Origin of the sequence: Hwangdonia lutea (genome assembly GCF_032814565.1) — a bacterium.
Lineage (GTDB): Bacteria > Bacteroidota > Bacteroidia > Flavobacteriales > Flavobacteriaceae > Hwangdonia > Hwangdonia lutea.
The window spans coordinates 2,740,559-2,759,167 of record NZ_CP136521.1; the positions used below are offsets into that span (position 1 = coordinate 2,740,559).

The window sequence follows — 18,609 nt, forward strand, 5'->3', positions numbered from 1 at the left end:
ACAGCGTGTAACAAGTTTTTTAATTGATTTTTTAAGATAAATTAGCCTTGAAAATACAAAGAGATAAGATGGAAAAACCAACACTTGTAATTTTAGCTGCAGGCATGGGAAGTCGCTACGGCGGTTTAAAACAAATGGATACGTTTACACCCGAAGGCGATACGATTATCGATTTTTCAATTTATGACGGACTGCAAGCGGGGTTCGGAAAATTTGTTTTTATTATCAGAAAGCGTTTCGAAAAAGATTTTAAAGATATCTTCAACAAAAAATTAGAAGGGAAAGCCGAAGTGGCTTATGTATACCAAGAGCTGGATAGTGTTCCTGAAAGATATATAAACCCAGAGCGTGTAAAACCATGGGGAACCGGACATGCGCTTTTAATGGCGAAAGAGACAGTAAATGAAAACTTTGCCATTATAAATGGCGATGATTTTTACGGTAAGGAAGCGTTTGAGGTGATGGCAAAAACCTTAATGGCGACGGATAAGGAATCATACCAGTTTAATACCATGGCTTACTTGTTAAAAAACACAATATCAGAGCATGGTTATGTGTCAAGGGGCGAATGTAGCGTAAATGAAGATGGGTTTTTAACCGATGTAACCGAGCGCACCCACATTGAAAAAATGGATGGTAAATTAATGCGAAAAGACGACGATGGGAATTTTATTCCTATTGATGAAAATACAATTGTTTCAATGAATTTCTGGGGATTCACACCTAAATGTTTTAACTTCGGAAATCGATTGTTTGAAGAGTTTTTAGAAGCCAATAAAACAAACCTAAAAGCAGAATTTTATATTCCGACTATTGTAAATGAGATCCTTAAATCTGATGAAGCTACGGTAAAAGTTTTAAAATCGGATGCCAAATGGTTTGGAGTAACTTATAAAGAAGACAAAGCAATTGTTGAAAAAGCCATAAAGGACTTAAAGGAACAAGGTGTTTATCCAACTAAACTTTGGTAGATGTTAGCAGAAAAATTAAAATTTATTTTCGGTCAATTTGAACATCAAGGCTCGTTCGAATCCTATCAAGAATTAGCTTCAGGACATATAAACGACACCTATTTAATTAAAACTACCAAGAAGCCCCATTTTGTGCTACAGCGCATCAATCATGGGGTTTTTAAGGATGTTCCCGGGTTAATTGAAAACAAGGTAGCGGTTAGCAAGCACATTCAAGAAAAATTAAAAAATCTTTCCTTAAAAAAGCAAAAACGTCGCGTATTGGCGTTTGCTCAAACCAAAACGGGTAAATCTTATTACCAAGATGAAGACGGCAATTACTGGAATTTAATGTATTTTATCGATAAAAGTGTGACTTACGAAATTGTTGACAACGACGATATAGCCTACCAAGGCGGTCGGTTGTTGGGGCAGTTTTTAACATTAACCAGTGATTTTGATGCTTCAAAACTTACCGAGGTTATTCCAAAGTTTCACGATATGTCTTTCAGGTATTCACAATTTCAAGATGCTTTAAAAATAGCATCAAAAGAACGCTTGGAAAATGCTAAAGATTACATAAAACAAGTTGAAGCGCTTAAAGAAGAAATGCATATTCTTCAAAAATTAAAGGAGTCTGGCGACATACCAATAAGGGTTACCCATAATGACACAAAAATATCGAACGCGCTTTTTAACAGGAAAAAGAAAGGCTTGTGCCTTATCGATACGGATACCGTTATGCCGGGAATTGTGCATTATGACTTTGGAGATGCCATAAGAACCATTTGTAATACCGCTGCCGAAGATGAAACCAATCTGGATTTGGTAACGTTTAATGTCGATTATTACAAAGCTTACACCAAAGGCTTCCTAAAGAAAATGAAATCTTCATTAACCCCAACAGAACTTAAATATTTGCCATTAGCGGCAAAAACCATGATTTTTATTATGGCTTTAAGATTTTTAACCGACTATTTAAACAACGATATTTATTACAAAACAAAATACCCAGAGCACAATTTAGATCGTGCTAAAAATCAATTTAAACTCATACAAAGTTTTACGGAAAAAATTAATCAACTATAATACTTAATTCAACCAATAATTATGGAGCAAAACACAAAATCTAACAGCACTTTAGTACCTATTATAATTATAGCAGGACTCTTTTTTATTTTTGGGTTTGTAACCTGGATTAACGGTGCTTTAATTCCATTTATGAAAACCATAAACGAATTAACCGAGGCGCAATCTTATTTAGTGGCTTCTGCATCGTATATATCTTTTGTGGTTATGGCCTTACCCGCATCTTATATTTTAACCAAAATTGGGTACAGAAAAGGGATGTCTCTTGGTTTAATTATTATGGGAATTGGTGCCTTGGTGTTTATTCCTGCGGCTGAAGCTCGTACCTATTGGGTGTTTTTGGTAGCTATCTTCATTCAAGGCATGGGCATGACTATTTTACAAACAGCCGCAAATCCGTACATTACTATTTTAGGGCCTATTGAAAGTGGGGCAAAACGTATTGCTATTATGGGTATTGCCAATAAAGTAGCAGGAGCATTGGGGTCATTAATTTTTGGTGCTATTTTATTGTCTGGAATTGATGAGGTGCAAGAAAAATTAGGAACCGTATCTGTTGAAGAAAAAGGACAATTATTGGATACTATGGCAGATAGTGTTTTTACACCGTATGTGGTTATGGCTGTAGTGTTATTTATTTTGGGAGTACTCATAAGAAAAGCGCCGCTACCACATGTTGAAGCCGAAGAAGTAGAAGAAACAGCAACAGGAAAAAGTACAAAAACAAGCATCTTCCAATTCCCACACTTATGGTTGGGGGTTTTAGCATTGTTTGTATATGTGGGCGCCGAGGTAATTGCCGGAGACACCATTATCGCTTATGGTATATCGTTAGGCTTTACCGGTGAAGAAGCCAAATACTTTACCACCTATACCCTAATGGCCATGGTAGCAACCTATGCTTTAGGCGTATTTTTAATTCCAAAATACGTGAAGCAAAAAACGGCCTTAATAGCAAGTGCTATTTTGGGTATTATATTTAGTTTCTGTATTTTAAACACTACTGGTATTACATCGGTATTGTTTGTAGCCGCTTTGGGTGTAGCAAATGCTTTGGTATGGCCTGCTATTTGGCCATTAACACTAGATGGTTTAGGAAAGTTTACAAAAACGGCTTCGGCCTTATTAATCATGGCAATTTCTGGTGGAGCTATAATTCCGCCGTTATATGGTAGATTAGTGGATGACAATAAGCACGAATTAATCGCTAATGGTATTGCAGAAGCCGATGCCGCAGCCTCAGCAGCAACAGACAGTTATTGGGTGTTAATTCCATGTTATGCCATCATCCTGTTTTTTGCTTTATGGGGACATAAAATTAAAAGTTGGACATCTAAGTAATAAGCTTTTAGATTGATTTTTGGGGAGCATGAGTAGAGTTTATAAATGGGGAATTATAGGGTGCGGAAGCGTTACCGAGCTTAAAAGTGGACCAGCATACCAAAAGGTAGAAGGTTTCGAATTGCAAGCCGTAATGCGCAGAAATGCTGATAAGGCCAAAGATTATGCTAATAGGCACAATGTTCCTAAGTTTTATGCAAATGCAGATGAATTGATAAACGACCCAGAGATAGATGCCATTTACATTGCAACGCCACCAGACTCACATGGCTATTACGCACTAAAAGTCGCTGAAGCTGGAAAAATATGTTGTATTGAAAAACCAATGGCACCAACCTACAAAGAGTGTTTATTGATAAACGACGCTTTTGAAGCAAAAGAAATACCACTATTTGTAGCCTATTACAGGCGATCGCTTCCTAGGTTTAAACAGGTTAAATCGTGGATTGAGAGCAATAAAATTGGAGCGATACGGCACATAAATTGGCATTTAAGTAAACCGGCAAACGATATTGATTTAGCCAAAACATACAACTGGCGAACCGATATAAAAATCGCAAAAGGAGGCTATTTTGATGATTTAGCGTCCCATGGCATCGATTTATTTATACACTTGTTGGGAGATATTTCCAAGGCACAAGGTATTTCCACAAACCAACAAGGTTTATACACGGCCATGGATGCCATTTCTGGAAGTTGGATGCACGAATCTGGTATCACGGGTTCTGGCAGTTGGAATTTTGGAACGGAAAAAAGAGAAGACCATGTTCAAATTTATGGCGACAAGGGAAAGATTAGTTTTTCGGTGTTTGGTGAAGTGCTTATAGAATTAGAGTACGGCGATCAAAAAGAAAGTCTATTTATTGAGAACCCTGAAAACATTCAGTTTTTTCATGTTCAAAATATAAAAAACCAGTTAACCGAAAATAAAGCACATCCATCAACAGGACAAACAGGAGCACATACCACATGGGTATTAGAAAATATATTAAAAAATAATTATTAAAACTAAAAACCAGAACAATGTTAGAAAGTAGTATAGACAAAGCAACAGGTTTCGAAAAAAGATTTGAGAATATTGGCACTGTAGTTTATGAAAATTCAACTACGGCATCAAAAGCAGTTGCTAAAGAAATAGCAAACCTTATTCGGGTTAAACAATCGCAAAAACAACCCTGTATTCTAGGTTTAGCTACAGGATCGTCTCCAAAAGGGCTATATGCAGAATTGGTGCGTTTACACAAAGAAGAAGGTTTGAGTTTTAAAAACGTAGTATCATTCAATTTAGATGAATATTACCCGATGGAACCCGATTCGGTAAATAGTTATGTACGTTTTATGAAAGAACAATTGTTCGACCATATCGATATTTTGCCAGAAAACTGTTATATCCCTGATGGAACATTGCCCAAAGAAGAAATTAGGAGCTATTGTGATGAGTACGAGGCAAAAATTGAGGCCTTTGGCGGTATCGATTTACAAATATTGGGTATTGGTGGAAATGGTCATATCGGTTTTAACGAATCTGGATCGCTTCAAAATTCCAAAACACGTTTAGTGGCCTTAGACCATATTACAAGGGTTGCGGCAAGTGGCGACTTTAAAGGTTTAGACAATACACCAAGAACAGCCATTACCATAGGTGTTAAAAAAATTATGGAGGCGAAACGCGTTATTCTATTGGCCTGGGGAGAACGTAAATCAAATATCATTAAAGCTTCTGCAGAAGAAGAGGTAACCAGCCGCGTTCCAGCATCTTACCTGCAAGAACATAATAATGCTACTTTTATTCTAGATCAAGCAGCAGCATCAAAACTAACGAGAATAAATACACCGTGGTTGGTTGAGAAAATCGTTTGGACCGACAGGCTAATCAGAAAAGCGGTGTTAAGTTTAGCACTACATTTAAAGAAGCCTATTTTAATGCTAACAGATGCCGATTATATCGAAAACGGTATGAGTGATTTATTGGCCGATGCAGGACCAGCTTATGATATTAACATAAAAATATTCAATAAATTACAAAACACCATTACGGGTTGGCCAGGTGGAAAACCAGGTGCAGACGATAGTAAACGTCCAGAACGTGCAGAACCTGCCAAAAAACGTGTTATCATTTTTAGTCCACATCCAGACGATGACATCATTAGTATGGGAGGTACATTTAAAAGATTGCACGAACAAGGTCACGAGGTACACGTAGGTTATCAAACATCGGGTAATATTGCGGTTGCTGATGATGAAGCATTGCGTTTTGCAAGTTTTGTTTGCGATTATAATGACAGATTTGGTATTGAAAGTACCGAAGCCGAAGATATTTATAAAAGAGCCGTAACGTTCCTGAAAAACAAAAAATCAAGTGAAATTGATACCGAAGAAGTTAGATATATAAAAGGTTTAATTAGAAAAGGAGAAGCGCGGGCAACGTGTCATTTTATAGGTATTCCGGATGAGCAAATTCATTTTATGGAACTGCCGTTTTACGAAACTGGTACCATTGAAAAAAATCCTTTAGGCGAAGAAGATATTAAAATAACCATGGATCTTATCGAAAAAGTGAAGCCGCATCAAGTTTATGCCGCAGGCGATTTGGCCGATCCACACGGTACGCACAAGGTATGTTTAGATGCTGTTTTTGCAGCCGTTAAAAACCTAAAACCTAAAAAGTTTATGAAAGACTGCTGGGTATGGTTGTACCGAGGCGCATGGCAAGAATGGGGTATCGATGAAATAGAAATGGCTGTGCCTATGGGACCAGACCAAGTGCTTGAGAAAAGAAAAGGTATTTTTAAGCACCAATCGCAAAAAGATGGTGTGGTATTCCAAGGGTCTGATAGTAGAGAATTTTGGCAACGTGCCGAAGATCGAAATAGTGAAACCGCTGGTCTGTACGACGAGCTTGGTTTAGCGCATTACGCGGCTATGGAGGCCTTTGTAAGATGGAAGTATTAATTGAAAAATAATTCCTCGAGGCTTGCCTCGGGGTTTCCATTAAAATTGTCATTTCCGTGAAAACGGGAATCTAAATATAGAATTTATTTTTGCATTTTCAGTTAAAAATCAAACCTGCTAAGCACCTCTATGGTTCAGCCTTGAGGAGCGTTGGTTTCAAAAAAATCTTTATTGTATATTTGAACTAAACACTAATAAAAACCACTAAATAAACATGAGTAATTACCATATAAAACACTTAGAAGAATACTATCAAGTTTATCGGAAATCTGTTCGCGAGCCCGAAAATTTTTGGGAAGAAGTAGCCGAAGAGCATTTTATGTGGCAAAAAAAATGGGATAATGTATTAAGTTGGGATTTTAACAAACCCGAAGTAAAATGGTTTGAAGGCGCAGAACTTAACATTACCGAAAATTGCATCGATAGGCATTTGGCAACACGTGGTGAAAAAACCGCTATTTTGTTCGAACCCAACGATCCTAAAGAACCAGCGGAACACATTACTTACAAACAACTGCACGAGCGTGTTAACAAGTTTGCCAATGTGCTTAAAAGCCAAGGTATTACCAAAGGCGATCGGGTGTGTATTTATCTACCTATGATTCCCGAATTGGCTATCTCAATTTTGGCCTGCGCCAGAATTGGTGCTATTCATTCGGTGGTATTTGCTGGGTTTTCCGCAACAGCGTTATCAACAAGAATTAATGACAGTGATTGTAAAATGGTAATTACCAGCGATGGTTCTTATCGTGGTGCAAAAACCATTGATTTAAAAGGTATTGTAGACGAAGCCTTGGAAAGTTGCCCCGGCATCGATACGGTATTGGTTGCAAAACGAATTCACTCTGATATTCAGATGAAAGCGGGTCGTGATAAGTGGTTACAACCTTTATTGGACGAAGCTTCCAGCGCCTGCGATATTGAAGTGATGAAAGCTGAAGATCCTCTGTTTATTTTATACACCTCTGGCTCAACAGGAAAGCCTAAAGGTATGGTTCATACCACGGCGGGCTATATGGTTTATACGGCGTATACGTTTAAAAATGTGTTTCAGTATAGAGAGAATGATGTGTATTGGTGTACGGCAGATATTGGTTGGATAACGGGGCATAGTTACATTGTTTACGGCCCATTGGCAAATGGCGCAACATCGGTTATGTTTGAAGGCGTTCCGAGTTATCCAGATTTTGGTCGCTTTTGGGAAATAATAGAAAAGCACAAAGTCAATCAGTTTTACACCGCACCAACGGCTATTCGTGCTTTGGCTAAACAAGGTACCGAAGTTATAGAAAAACACGATTTATCTTCTATTAAGGTGTTGGGCTCAGTGGGAGAACCCATAAATGAAGAGGCGTGGCATTGGTACAACGATAACATCGGAAAAAAACAAAGCCCTATTGTAGATACCTGGTGGCAAACCGAAACAGGCGGTATAATGATTACGCCAATACCGTTTGTAACACCAACCAAACCCACTTATGCTACATTACCATTTATAGGAATTCAACCTGCTTTAATGGATGAAGAAGGCAATGAATTAAAAGCGAATCAAGTAGATGGACGACTGTGTATCAAGTTTCCGTGGCCCGCCATGGCACGTACTATCTGGGGCAATCATCAGCGTTATAAAGACACCTATTTTTCAGCTTACGAAAATAAATACTTTACAGGTGATGGCGCTCTGCGTGATGAAGTTGGCTATTACAGAATTACGGGTAGAGTAGACGATGTAATTATAGTATCTGGACACAATCTGGGAACAGCGCCTATTGAAGATGCTGTCAACGAGCATCCGGCAGTTGCAGAATCGGCTATCGTTGGTTTTCCGCACGATGTTAAAGGCAATGCTTTATACGGTTATGTTATATTGAAGGATGTCGGCGAAAGTCGAGATCAAGACAATGTACGTAAAGAAATCAATCAAATTATAACCGAGCATATCGGACCCATTGCAAAACTGGATAAAATACAGTTTACCAGTGGTTTGCCAAAAACACGATCTGGAAAAATTATGCGACGAATCCTTAGAAAAATAGCTTGTAAAGAGACTGACAATTTAGGCGATACGTCTACATTGCTAAACCCAGAAGTGGTAAAAGATATTATGGATAATGTGTTGTAGTTTAGTATGACGGATTAAACAATGATTTTTTAATTGACTTATAAAGATATGGTTGTCTAAAAAGTCTAATTCTATGTCATATTGAGCTTGTCGAAATGTTTTAACTTACTGATAATCAATATCGGTTTCGACAAGCTCAACCTGACAAATAAATTCAAAAGACTTTTTATTCAGTTTTTTGTTTTGAACTGCATACAGTAACGAATTGGCTATGGCGTTCTTAAAATCTTTTCCATCTTTCTGCCTCTTGCCAACTCGTCAACCAATTTGTCTAAATATTTGGTTTGCTTGGTTATGGGGTTTTCAATTTCTTCTATGCGATAGCCACAGATAACACCTTTTATAAGAGGTGCATTGGGGTTTAATTTGGCTTTGTTAAAGAAGGTTTCAAAAGTTACTTGTTCTTCAATGAGTTCTTCAAGTTTTTTATCATCAAAACCCGTGAGCCACTCAATTACTTGATGCAACTCTTCTTTGGTTCTGCCTTTTTTTTCAACTTTTGAAATATAGTGCGGATAAACCGATGCAAATTTCATTTTTGCAACCCGTTCATTGTGTTCCGGTGTTGTTTTCATGCTGTCTTTATTATAAATTTAAACTTCTATAAAGCTATTATGCTACATCTTCAACAAAAAATATGGCGTTTTTATTCAAATCGTAAAAACCAAAATCATTGGTATTCCAATCGGTTTTAAGTCGTAATTTATCTTGGTTTACTGTGCCACGTTTTACAAATTCTTCAAAAAAGGGTTTGATGCTTTTTACAAATATTTTAATAACCGAACCACCCAGAAACGGGTCGTCGTCCGTATCGGCATGCCACTGTAAATGCATATAGAGTTTATCTCGTTTTAAAACGGCATACATGCTGTCTTTGTGTACCAGTTCAAAACCAACATGGTCTTTGTACCAAGCAACGTCTCTGTCAATATTTTGCGAAGGTAAAACAGGAACAATTTGCATATCATATAAGTTTAAATCTCCTATAAATATACATATTTTTATAAGAGAAGCTAGTCTGTAAAACTAATGCTATCGCCAACCGAGAGGTTCCAAGTATCCACCAAACCCGCATTTATTTCTAAAACAAATTTTGCTGGTGCATTTGATGGCAGCGAACTTTCGTCGAAAGGTTTTGCATTTTTTTGAAAACTTACAATGGTATGGTTTCCATCGATAAAAATTAAATCCAACGGAATTTTGGTGTTCTTCATATAAAAAGAACGCTCGGTAACATCGTCAAAAACAAACAACATGCCTTGATTGTTTTGCATGGAATTGCGATACATTAAACCAGTTTGAATTTCGTAATCGGTATCGGCAATCTCAATATCGATAACCACTTTTGTTGAATCGGTGGTGGTTTTAAACAGCGTGAGTTCGCCTTCTTTAGTAAAAATAACCTCGGTTTGTTTTATCGTTTTTTTGTCTTTTTTACAAGAAATTATGCTTAAGGTAATAAGCAGATATAGCGCTATTTTGAAAGCCTTAAAATGCATTTTATTTGCTTGCAGATTTAGGTTTATAGATAAACATAAAATACAGCCCAATAAGTATAAACGGGATGCTTAACCATTGCCCTGTATTTAAACCAAACCAGTTAATATATTCGTCGCCCTGGGGTTCTTTGAAGCGTTCGATGAAGAAACGAATGGTCCACAATAAAATTAAAAACAGTCCGAATAGAAAACCTGTTTGCTCTTTTTTAGCGGTTTTAGAATAGAAATACCATAGAATTAAAAACACAAAAACATAGCAAAACGCTTCGTATAACTGCGCAGGATGCCTGTACGGGACAGCCTCCAATAAATCGGCAAATTTTGGATTATCGGTAACTGCTTCATACGCTTTTTGCACATCCTTTATGCCTGTGAGTTGTGTGATTTGGCCTTTGTAATATTGGTCTTGAATAAACCGGACACCCAAACTGGAATCGGTTACTTTTCCGATAATTTCAGAATTGATAAAATTTCCAATTCTGATAAAAACCGCACCGGAGGCCACAGATATCACAACACGATCTAAAATCCATAACAACGATTTATAGTTATATTTTTTACGATACAAATACATACCTATAATAATACCAATCGCGGCGCCATGGCTTGCAAGTCCTTGAAATCCGGTAAATTCAAATCCGCCTTTAAACCTAAATGGCAGAAAAATACTAAAAAAATCCTCGGTTATTAATTCTGACTGATAAAACAAAACATGCCCTAAACGCGCCCCGAGCATAGTAGCTAATACGGTGTAAATAAATAACGGATCCAAATAGGTAAGCGACACTTTTTCCTTGGTGAAAATACGCTTCATGATATACCAACCGGCCACAAATGCAAAAACCCACATTAAACTGTAAAAATGAAGCTTAAAGTTACCAGCTATATCTATTCCCGTTATAGGGTTCCAATCAAATTTTAAAAAATGCATAAGTTATGTTTTTCGGCGTAAAGATAAGATTTGCTATACGGTTTGAATATCATTTGTAATTATTTAACAATTTCCAAGATTTCAACTTCAAATATAATATTTGATTTTGGCGGAATACCACGGTTTCCCGACTCGCCGTAAGCCAAATGATACGGAATAAACAAGGTGGCTTTATCGCCCACGTTCAGTTGCTGTAAGCCTTCCTTAAAGCCCGAAATCATTCTTGCATTTGGACTTAAATCGGCAGTAATGGGTTCGTATTTATCAGCGAGTTTGCGTTTTTCGTTAACCGCATCGAGTGCTTCAGCGATTTTTAAGCTGCTGGTTTCAAGGAGTTTTCCGTTTTCAAAATATACGGCATAATGCGTTAAAACCTTACTGGTTTCTTTTAATTTCTCGCCTTGGCCTTTTTCTGTAATATAGTATTGCAAACCCGAAGGTAGGGTAATTGCTTCGGTTTTCTGTTTATTAAACTTATCGTTGGTAGCTTTTAAAATGGCTTCGGCTTTTGCTGCTTTCTCTTTTTCCAAACGTTCAACTTCGGCAAAATGATTGACGAAAATATTTGGAGCATCAAATTTTTTAGCATCTTTTCCTTTTCTAATAATGTTCAGTTCTTCAATAACGACATCTTTAATTGGCTTGTTTTTAGGGCCTACTTTTACATTCGAAATCGTGTCGAGTACATCCTGTCCCAATACCAACGCTCCAAAAACGCTATGTACATTATCTAAGTTTGGTTTAGGCACTTCGGTAATGAAAAACTGGCTTCCGTTTGAATTTGGGCCCGAATTCGCCATGGATAAAATCCCGAGCTTATCGTGTTTTAAATCCGGATGGAATTCATCATTGAATTTATAACCCGGGTTTCCTCGGCCATTGCCCAAAGGGTCGCCACCCTGAATCATAAACTTGTCTATAACACGATGGAAAATGAGACCAATATAATATTTTTTTCCTTTGTAAATACTGTCAACCATGGTGTTAGTGCCTTCAGCCAACGACACAAAATTTGCTACTGTAACCGGTACTTTACGGTGGTTTAATTTGGCAACCATAACGCCTTTAGTGGTAACAAATTCGGCATACATACCATCTTCAAGATCTGGGTATTGTGATTTGCAGGATGTTAAGCTTATTAATAAAGCTAAACCTAGAAATTTAATAATTCGCATGATTTAATTGGATTGATTTTGGGAAATAGAATTAACGGTAACTTCGCAAATTATAGGTGTGTTACTACCTATTTTATTTTGGTCGCCATAGTAACCAAAAGCTTTTTGAGAAGGGAATATAAAGGTAACGGTTTCGCCAGATTTCATTAGTTTTAAACCTTCGCGTAAGCCGGTAAACAATTCTTCCTGATCCATGGCGTAGGTTTGTGTTTTAACGTCGGTTTTAGAATAAATTAGTTTACCATTTAAGTCTTTTATATTGTAATTGTAGTTTATAACATCCCCAAATTTTGGTGTACTTAAAGTATCTGTTTCAGCCTTTGTGTTGTAATAATACCAAAACCCACTTTCTGAGGCGATATAACCATTATCTTTTTTAAGTGCCATAAGTTTTTCGATGCTGGCTTGTTCCTTGGCATTTAATTCTTTATTTCGTTTAACGGAAGCATCAATAAAAGAGCCCGTTTTTACCGAAATGGGTTTTCGGGCTTCGGGCATTTTGCAGCTATATAAAAATAGCAGTGAAAGTAGTATGGTTATATGTTTAATCATCGTTTAGGGCTTTATTATAACGCGGCAATATACTAATAAATTTTTCTACGGTTTCTTTTAAACATAATTCACTACGGCCACCAGCGGCATTTGTATGGCCGCCACCATTAAAATGTGCACGCGAAAATTCGTTTACAGAAAAGCTGCCTTTCGAGCGTAACGATATTTTTATAATGCCTTCTTTTTTGTCTTCAATAAATATAGCAGCTAAAACAATATTTTTTAACGATAAACCATAATTTACAACCCCTTCCGTATCGCCTTTTTTATAATTGAATTGATTCAATTCGTCTTGAGACAGCGTAATATAAGCCGTTCGCGCTTCCGGAATCACTTTTAAATTACTTAACGCACAACCTAAAAGTTGTAATCTTTCGTAACTGTTGGTGTCGTAAACATTATTGTGGATTTCGGCATTATTCGCCCCTTTTTCAATGAGGTTTGCAATGATTTGATGCGTTTTGCTGGTGGTTGAAGGAAACCTAAACGACCCCGTATCCGTCATAATCCCAACATAAATACAGGTGGCAATATTTGCATCAATCGCATTGGTATCTCCCAACATATCTATAAAATGATAAATCATTTCGCAGGTAGAGCTCATATTTACATCCGAAAAAACAAAAGCAGCATAATCATCAGGTGATTGATGGTGGTCAATCATAATTTTCATGGCTTTGCTTTCGGTTAAAACAGTTTCCATGTTTCCTGTTCTATGGAAGGCGTTAAAATCTAAAGTAAAAATAATATCAGCCGCATTAATCAACATTTCACAAGCTTCGGTTTCCGTATCGTGTTTTAATATATGCTCGCTTCCAGGTATCCATTTTAAAAAATCCGGATAATCATTGGGCACCATAACCGTGGCGTTATGATTGTATTTTTTTAGGTAATGATATAAGGCCAATGTCGAGCCAATAGCGTCTCCGTCTGGATTTTTATGTGGTACTATTACTATGTTTTTTGGCGTAGCCAGGAGTTGTTTTATGCTTTTAATGTCTGCTTTCGTCATAGGTAGCGAATATACAATTTTTTAAAATTTGACAGACTTGTTTTTAATTAGAAATACATTACTTTTGCACAAAATTTAAAATAACAAAATGGCAACAAATAGAACATTTACTATGCTTAAGCCAGATGCTGTTGAAAAAGGACACATTGGCGCAATATTAGAAAAAATTTCAGCTTCAGGATTTAGAATTGTAGCAATGAAATTAACACAGATGACCAAAGCCGATGCTGAAACTTTTTACGCAATACATAACGAGCGCCCGTTTTTTGGCGAGTTGGTTGAGTATATGACGCGTGGACCAATTGTAGCGGCAATTTTAGAAAAAGAGAATGCTGTTGAAGATTTTAGAACCTTAATTGGTGCTACAAATCCGGCTGATGCTGCCGATGGAACCATACGTAAAATGTATGCCGATTCTATAAGCGAAAATGCCGTACACGGAAGCGATAGTGACGAAAACGCCGCGATTGAAGGCGCTTTTCATTTCTCGGGAAGAGAGATGTTTTAAGTTGAAAAACAATTCTCAAAAATGTAAATTTTTGAGTTTCACTTGAAATTGTCATTCCTGCGAAGGCAGTAATCCATATAAAAACAAGAAATCCTGTAGCGCATTGTTACGGGATTTTTTTGTGCCTCAATTATATTTTTAAAATAATTGATAACGTGATTCTGAGCTTTTTCATTAGAAAAAAAGCGTAAGAATCTGCCAATTTAAATATTGTTACCGCGTCCCGATAACTATCGGGACTCCTCACTATGTCAAGGAATTTTTTAGGCACAAAAAAAGCCTATCATTTAAATGATAGACTTTTAGTTGTAATTGTTAAAGTATATATCTTAGATTACTTTTACGTTTACGGCGTTTAATCCTTTTCTACCTTCTTGTAGATCGAATTCAACATTGTCGCCTTCACGAATTTCATCGATTAATCCAGAAATGTGTACGAAATGTTCTTTGTTGTTGTCTTCTTCAATGATAAATCCAAATCCTTTAGAATCATTGAAAAATTTTACTGTACCTTTACTCATTGTATTTGTATTAAAAAAATTAAGCAACAAAGGTAATACAAATTATAACAAGTTGGTTGTTTTATTTTAAAAAATTATATTAATCCAAAAAGGATAATTATCTTAAAACCAGTTTTTTAATAATATTTTTGCCCAATTCCTCATTAAGCAGGTCAATTATTTTTTGTTTGCCATAGCTTAATTCTTCCCTTAAAACGCTGGAACTAAGTTGTACATAAAGTGTGTCGCGCTCTAAATTTACGGTGGTGGTATAGTTGTTTACGCCATTGCCCATAAGTTTAACCCAAGCATCGGCAACATTAACTTTGTTAAGCCCTTTTTCAAGCCTGTTGGTTTCTACAAATTCCTTTAAGGCGTCTTGTATGCTAATATGTTCGTTGTTGCGTTTTGCCATATTTAGGTGTAAATGATTCGTTTAACGTTCTGGCTATGTGCCGTTAATTTTCTTTGGTAAAGTTATAAAGTTAATAGATAAAACACAGACCTTCTCGCTTTTAAAATATTTTTTTACGTAGCCCTTGCGTTTCCCTAAACAATTACTACTACGGCATGAGTTGTTTGAAGAAAAAATATTTTAAAAGTATTTGCCCAAAATCTAATAAATAAGCCAAAATTAATGGCATATAGCCGGTGTTGCCAGTAGTTTTTATTTTTTATTAGGTTCCGTTTTTCCGAATTTTATAGATTCCGTTTTTATAAATTCAGAATATTTAATGTCATTATTCAGTTTAGATTTTATTTCTTTTTCTAATTCAGGTATTTTGATATTCGCAGAATCGATTTCGCGAAATGAGTCACGCATTTCCGCATAAATTTGTGGTAAAACAAAAATTTTCACATAGTCATTTCCGACTTCTGCATTAAATTCAGTTATAGTTTTTGGGTTTACACTATACCAATAATTCACTCCATAAGATATCGGCTTTTCGTCTTTTGTTAGAATTTGAACATTTCGCTTGATATTTGTCTGTTCTATTGGATAAATATTCGGCAAAATTCCACTCGGAATATTATGCTTTCCAGAGTTCAGAACGACTGTCTTTTTTAAAGCAGAATCATAATAAATTCCAATTTCAGATGATTTGATAAATATCTCCTTTTTTAATTCAGGTTTACACGCAAAAAATAACCCAATTAAGAGTATCAATAAAATCGGAAATGTTCTTTTTTTGTTCATCTGTTAAATTACTGGCAATGCAAAGATAAAGTTCCGTTTTAATGAACTTTATCGGTTGTTAAACGAAGTACGGCAATTTTTTTTACAAATTCAAGTAATAATCGAAATCGATATTACAAATTTGTAGCTTATTAATTAATGGAACCTAACATGAATTTCTATTGTCATCTGTCACCTGTCATCTGTCTTTTTCAACGTCACAACCTAAAAATCTCATAACTTTGATGCACCTGTTTTACGGCATTTTCGGTACGTTCGGCATGGGTGTCGCTAATAAATAGTTGTCCGAAATTTTCATCGTCAACCAATTTAATAATTTGTGCAACGCGCTGCTCGTCCAATTTATCAAAAATGTCATCCAACAATAAAATAGGGTTTACGCCACTTTGTGCTTTTATAAAATCGAACTGCGCCAATTTTAAAGCAATTAAAAACGATTTTTGCTGCCCTTGACTCCCAAATTTTTTAATGGGATGACCATCAATATTAAACAACAAATCGTCTTTATGCACGCCAACACTGGTATATTGTAAGGCTTTGTCTTTATTTATGGCATGTTGCAAAAGCGTGTTTAAATCATCATCAAACAAATCGCTGTGGTAAACCAAATCTACGGTTTCGTTACCATTGCTAATGGCTTCGTAACGTGCCTTAAAAATGTGGATAAAGGTTTTTAAAAAGGCATCTCTTTTTTCAAAAACATGGGTCCCGAATTCGCTTAACTGTTCGTTGTAAATGTCTAAAGTGTCTTTATTAAACGTATGGTTTAGCGCAAAATATTTTAATAGGGCATTGCGCTGTTCTAAAATTTTGCCGTATTTAATTAAATGCGACAAATAGGTTTTATCGCTTTGCGAAATTACCGTGTCTATAAATTTACGCCGCGTGCTACTGCCTTCTATAATTAAATCCCTATCGGCAGGCGAAATAATAACCAAGGGCAAAAAGCCAATATGCTCGCTAAATTTATCGTAGGCTTTTCCGTTGCGCTTTATCACTTTTTTTTGTCCGCGTTTTAAGCTAATAGCAACTTTTTCGGTTTTAGCCTCTTTTTCATAATCGCCATTAATCACAAAAAAAGCTTCGTCGTGTTTTATATTTTGGGTGGCAACCGGATTAAAATAACTTTTTCCGAAGGACAAATGGTAAATAGCATCTAAAACATTGGTTTTCCCAATACCGTTATTGCCAACAATACAGTTGATTTTAGCATTAAACGTAAACGATTTGCTATCAAAGTTTTTATAATTTAGTAACGAAAGTGATTTTAAAATCATACAAAAAGTAACCCATAAAATGTTAAGAAGCTGCGGTGCTTTAAAAGGAAGTGCAAATTATTGAAAAATATCAAATAAATAGGCTTTTAAATATGAAGAATTATTATATTTTTGCGGCGCATTAATATAGAACGAATACATGGCGACTTACAAGAAAAAATATAAAGCAAAGAATAAAGCAGAGCAAGAGCAAAATATTGGAGAAGGCTCAACAACGGCCGAAGTTTTTAATACCCTGGACGAAACAGCATCGAAAACCGAAGCGTTTGTAGCGAAAAACCAAAAATACATTTTTATTATCGTAGGGCTTGTAGCTGCGGTGGTATTAGGCTCTTTGGCCTATAAAGAATACGTAGCAAAACCAAAACAGGCCAATGCGATGAACGATATGTTTCAGGCTCAAAAATACTTTGATCAGGCCGTAAACGGTGTTGCAAAAGATTCCTTGTTTAATTTAGCATTACATGGCGGCGAAGGTAAATTTGGTATGTTGGATATTATTTCTGAATACAGCGGTACACCGTCTGCTAATTTGGCGAACTATTATGCTGGAACGGCTTATTTAAAGTTGAAAGATTATAAAAATGCCGTTGAGCATTTAAGTAATTTTAAAAGCGACGATGAAATTTTAGCCGCTTTGGCTAAAGGAAATATTGGTGATGCTTTTGTACAATTAAACCAAAAGGAAGATGCTTTAAGCTATTACGAGCAGGCTGCTAAACTACGCAACAACCAATACACCACTCCTATGTATTTACATAAGGCTGGAATTATTGCTCTAGAATTAGGAAAGGCAGATAAGGCTTTGGCTCATTTTAATACCATTAAAAACGATTTTCCTTCCTCTACCGAAGCAGCGAATGTTGATGTATTTATAGGAAAAGCGCAGGTGTTGGCAAATAAATAATATACATAAAATGGCAACGGAAAATAAAAATTTATCCGATTACGATAAGGCAACAATCCCAAACGCGAGTAAATTTCGGTTTGGGATTGTTGTTTCTGAGTGGAACGATACCATTACCGAAGGCCTGTATAAAGGGGCGCACGACACCTTAATTGAAAATGGCGTTTTGCCAAATAATATTGTACGTTGGAATGTGCCGGGGAGTTTCGAGCTTATTTACGGTGCCAAAAAAATGCAAGAGCAAATGGTAAATGCCGTAATAGCCATTGGTAGTGTTATTCAAGGTGAAACCAAGCATTTCGATTTTGTTTGCGAAGCCGTTTCCCAAGGGATAAAAGATTTAAACGTAAGGCGCGAAACACCTGTTATTTTCTGCGTGCTTACCGATAATAACATGCAACAAGCTGTGGAGCGCTCTGGCGGAAAACACGGTAATAAAGGCACCGAAGCTGCTGTGGCGGCTATTAAAATGGCAGAACTACGTAAAAATAGTTAAACTGTTTTTAAAATTCCAATAATAAAAATTATAATTAATTATCACCTTGTGCGTAGTCGAAAGGCTCAACCTGACCATGGTAGGTTTCTTTAAGTTTTGG

Annotated in this window: 20 protein-coding genes; 9 read left to right on the forward strand and 11 right to left on the reverse strand. The window is 36.3% G+C overall.

The annotated features are described in order from the left end of the window. Nucleotides 1-47: 47 nt before the first annotated feature. The 6 genes from RNZ46_RS11920 to acs all read left to right on the forward strand — a co-directional run bounded on the left by RNZ46_RS11920 (nucleotide 48) and on the right by acs (nucleotide 8,454). Nucleotides 48-971 (forward strand): nucleotidyltransferase family protein, encoded by a 924-nt coding sequence (locus RNZ46_RS11920; RefSeq protein ID WP_316982422.1) that lies wholly within the window; start codon nucleotides 48-50, stop codon nucleotides 969-971. Continuing rightward, nucleotides 972-2,039, forward strand: a complete 1,068-nt coding sequence (locus RNZ46_RS11925; protein WP_316982423.1) for a phosphotransferase enzyme family protein — start codon at nucleotides 972-974, stop codon at nucleotides 2,037-2,039. It abuts the gene before it with no gap. Nucleotides 2,040-2,060: 21 nt separating this feature from the next. Then, nucleotides 2,061-3,380, forward strand: a complete 1,320-nt coding sequence (locus tag RNZ46_RS11930) for a sugar MFS transporter (RefSeq protein ID WP_316982424.1) — start codon at nucleotides 2,061-2,063, stop codon at nucleotides 3,378-3,380. Between the two features lie 28 nt (nucleotides 3,381-3,408). After that, nucleotides 3,409-4,386, forward strand: a complete 978-nt coding sequence (locus tag RNZ46_RS11935; protein WP_316982425.1) for a Gfo/Idh/MocA family protein — start codon at nucleotides 3,409-3,411, stop codon at nucleotides 4,384-4,386. Between the two features lie 17 nt (nucleotides 4,387-4,403). Continuing rightward, nucleotides 4,404-6,332 carry a glucosamine-6-phosphate deaminase gene (gene nagB, locus RNZ46_RS11940; protein WP_316982426.1) on the forward strand — a complete coding sequence of 643 codons (1,929 nt, stop codon included), beginning with the start codon at nucleotides 4,404-4,406 and terminating at the stop codon, nucleotides 6,330-6,332. 214 nt (nucleotides 6,333-6,546) lie between these two features. After that, nucleotides 6,547-8,454, forward strand: a complete 1,908-nt coding sequence (gene acs, locus RNZ46_RS11945) for an acetate--CoA ligase (RefSeq protein WP_316982427.1) — start codon at nucleotides 6,547-6,549, stop codon at nucleotides 8,452-8,454. A 209-nt stretch (nucleotides 8,455-8,663) separates the two neighbouring features. Here the strand turns inward: acs and RNZ46_RS11950 are convergent, their stop codons facing one another. The 7 genes from RNZ46_RS11950 to RNZ46_RS11980 are packed head-to-tail and all read right to left on the reverse strand — an operon-like array spanning nucleotide 8,664 to nucleotide 13,623. Next, nucleotides 8,664-9,029: a DUF2200 domain-containing protein gene (locus RNZ46_RS11950; protein ID WP_316982428.1), complete on the reverse strand. Its 366-nt coding sequence runs from the start codon at nucleotides 9,027-9,029 to the stop codon at nucleotides 8,664-8,666. A 37-nt stretch (nucleotides 9,030-9,066) separates the two neighbouring features. Then, complete coding sequence (locus tag RNZ46_RS11955) at nucleotides 9,067-9,417, reverse strand: VOC family protein (RefSeq protein ID WP_316982429.1); 351 nt, start codon at nucleotides 9,415-9,417, stop codon at nucleotides 9,067-9,069. A gap of 50 nt (nucleotides 9,418-9,467) precedes the next feature. Beyond that, entirely contained in the window at nucleotides 9,468-9,953 is a 486-nt protein-coding gene (locus RNZ46_RS11960; protein WP_316982430.1) for a DUF192 domain-containing protein, read from the reverse strand. A gap of 1 nt (nucleotide 9,954) precedes the next feature. Beyond that, the gene (gene lgt, locus RNZ46_RS11965; RefSeq protein ID WP_316982431.1) at nucleotides 9,955-10,884 is read right to left on the reverse strand and encodes a prolipoprotein diacylglyceryl transferase; all 930 of its coding nucleotides are present in this window, start codon (nucleotides 10,882-10,884) and stop codon (nucleotides 9,955-9,957) included. A 59-nt stretch (nucleotides 10,885-10,943) separates the two neighbouring features. Next, entirely contained in the window at nucleotides 10,944-12,059 is a 1,116-nt protein-coding gene (locus RNZ46_RS11970) for a peptidylprolyl isomerase (protein ID WP_316982432.1), read from the reverse strand. Between the two features lie 3 nt (nucleotides 12,060-12,062). Beyond that, complete coding sequence (gene gldI / locus RNZ46_RS11975; protein ID WP_316982433.1) at nucleotides 12,063-12,611, reverse strand: gliding motility-associated peptidyl-prolyl isomerase GldI; 549 nt, start codon at nucleotides 12,609-12,611, stop codon at nucleotides 12,063-12,065. Next, a complete protein-coding gene (locus RNZ46_RS11980; RefSeq protein WP_316982434.1) occupies nucleotides 12,604-13,623 on the reverse strand; it encodes a DHH family phosphoesterase in 1,020 nt (339 codons plus the stop codon). Before RNZ46_RS11980 ends, gldI begins: the two co-directional genes overlap by 8 nt. Nucleotides 13,624-13,711: 88 nt before the next feature. Between RNZ46_RS11980 and RNZ46_RS11985 the strand changes: the two genes are divergently transcribed. After that, nucleotides 13,712-14,131 (forward strand): nucleoside-diphosphate kinase, encoded by a 420-nt coding sequence (locus RNZ46_RS11985; protein WP_316982435.1) that lies wholly within the window; start codon nucleotides 13,712-13,714, stop codon nucleotides 14,129-14,131. Between the two features lie 329 nt (nucleotides 14,132-14,460). On the opposite strand, the gene RNZ46_RS11990 is transcribed toward RNZ46_RS11985, so the two are convergent. The 4 genes from RNZ46_RS11990 to recF all read right to left on the reverse strand — a co-directional run bounded on the left by RNZ46_RS11990 (nucleotide 14,461) and on the right by recF (nucleotide 17,106). Continuing rightward, a complete protein-coding gene (locus RNZ46_RS11990) occupies nucleotides 14,461-14,652 on the reverse strand; it encodes a cold-shock protein (RefSeq protein WP_139002275.1) in 192 nt (63 codons plus the stop codon). Between the two features lie 97 nt (nucleotides 14,653-14,749). Then, entirely contained in the window at nucleotides 14,750-15,046 is a 297-nt protein-coding gene (locus tag RNZ46_RS11995) for a DciA family protein (RefSeq protein ID WP_316982436.1), read from the reverse strand. Nucleotides 15,047-15,298: 252 nt separating this feature from the next. Continuing rightward, nucleotides 15,299-15,829, reverse strand: coding sequence for an SPFH domain-containing protein (locus tag RNZ46_RS12000; RefSeq protein WP_316982437.1), 531 nt, complete (start codon nucleotides 15,827-15,829; stop codon nucleotides 15,299-15,301). Nucleotides 15,830-16,026: 197 nt separating this feature from the next. After that, complete coding sequence (gene recF / locus RNZ46_RS12005) at nucleotides 16,027-17,106, reverse strand: DNA replication/repair protein RecF (protein ID WP_316982438.1); 1,080 nt, start codon at nucleotides 17,104-17,106, stop codon at nucleotides 16,027-16,029. A gap of 139 nt (nucleotides 17,107-17,245) precedes the next feature. Between recF and RNZ46_RS12010 the strand changes: the two genes are divergently transcribed. Both RNZ46_RS12010 and ribH read left to right on the forward strand, forming a co-directional pair. Next, complete coding sequence (locus RNZ46_RS12010; RefSeq protein WP_316982439.1) at nucleotides 17,246-18,013, forward strand: tetratricopeptide repeat protein; 768 nt, start codon at nucleotides 17,246-17,248, stop codon at nucleotides 18,011-18,013. A 10-nt stretch (nucleotides 18,014-18,023) separates the two neighbouring features. Further along, nucleotides 18,024-18,509 (forward strand): 6,7-dimethyl-8-ribityllumazine synthase, encoded by a 486-nt coding sequence (gene ribH / locus RNZ46_RS12015; RefSeq protein ID WP_316982440.1) that lies wholly within the window; start codon nucleotides 18,024-18,026, stop codon nucleotides 18,507-18,509. The last annotated feature ends 100 nt before the right edge of the window (nucleotides 18,510-18,609 follow it).

Coding starts and splice junctions, on each gene's coding strand:
- RNZ46_RS11995 (WP_316982436.1), bottom strand. CDS start 15,046: ATGGCAAAACGCAACAACGAACATATTAGCATACAAGACGCCTTAAAG.
- RNZ46_RS11955 (WP_316982429.1), bottom strand. CDS start 9,417: ATGCAAATTGTTCCTGTTTTACCTTCGCAAAATATTGACAGAGACGTT.
- gldI (WP_316982433.1), bottom strand. CDS start 12,611: ATGATTAAACATATAACCATACTACTTTCACTGCTATTTTTATATAGC.
- RNZ46_RS11980 (WP_316982434.1), bottom strand. CDS start 13,623: ATGACGAAAGCAGACATTAAAAGCATAAAACAACTCCTGGCTACGCCA.
- RNZ46_RS11930 (WP_316982424.1), top strand. CDS start 2,061: ATGGAGCAAAACACAAAATCTAACAGCACTTTAGTACCTATTATAATT.
- recF (WP_316982438.1), bottom strand. CDS start 17,106: ATGATTTTAAAATCACTTTCGTTACTAAATTATAAAAACTTTGATAGC.
- lgt (WP_316982431.1), bottom strand. CDS start 10,884: ATGCATTTTTTAAAATTTGATTGGAACCCTATAACGGGAATAGATATA.
- RNZ46_RS11960 (WP_316982430.1), bottom strand. CDS start 9,953: ATGCATTTTAAGGCTTTCAAAATAGCGCTATATCTGCTTATTACCTTA.
- RNZ46_RS11925 (WP_316982423.1), top strand. CDS start 972: ATGTTAGCAGAAAAATTAAAATTTATTTTCGGTCAATTTGAACATCAA.
- acs (WP_316982427.1), top strand. CDS start 6,547: ATGAGTAATTACCATATAAAACACTTAGAAGAATACTATCAAGTTTAT.
- RNZ46_RS12000 (WP_316982437.1), bottom strand. CDS start 15,829: ATGAACAAAAAAAGAACATTTCCGATTTTATTGATACTCTTAATTGGG.
- ribH (WP_316982440.1), top strand. CDS start 18,024: ATGGCAACGGAAAATAAAAATTTATCCGATTACGATAAGGCAACAATC.
- RNZ46_RS11935 (WP_316982425.1), top strand. CDS start 3,409: ATGAGTAGAGTTTATAAATGGGGAATTATAGGGTGCGGAAGCGTTACC.
- RNZ46_RS11950 (WP_316982428.1), bottom strand. CDS start 9,029: ATGAAAACAACACCGGAACACAATGAACGGGTTGCAAAAATGAAATTT.
- nagB (WP_316982426.1), top strand. CDS start 4,404: ATGTTAGAAAGTAGTATAGACAAAGCAACAGGTTTCGAAAAAAGATTT.
- RNZ46_RS12010 (WP_316982439.1), top strand. CDS start 17,246: ATGGCGACTTACAAGAAAAAATATAAAGCAAAGAATAAAGCAGAGCAA.
- RNZ46_RS11990 (WP_139002275.1), bottom strand. CDS start 14,652: ATGAGTAAAGGTACAGTAAAATTTTTCAATGATTCTAAAGGATTTGGA.
- RNZ46_RS11985 (WP_316982435.1), top strand. CDS start 13,712: ATGGCAACAAATAGAACATTTACTATGCTTAAGCCAGATGCTGTTGAA.
- RNZ46_RS11970 (WP_316982432.1), bottom strand. CDS start 12,059: ATGCGAATTATTAAATTTCTAGGTTTAGCTTTATTAATAAGCTTAACA.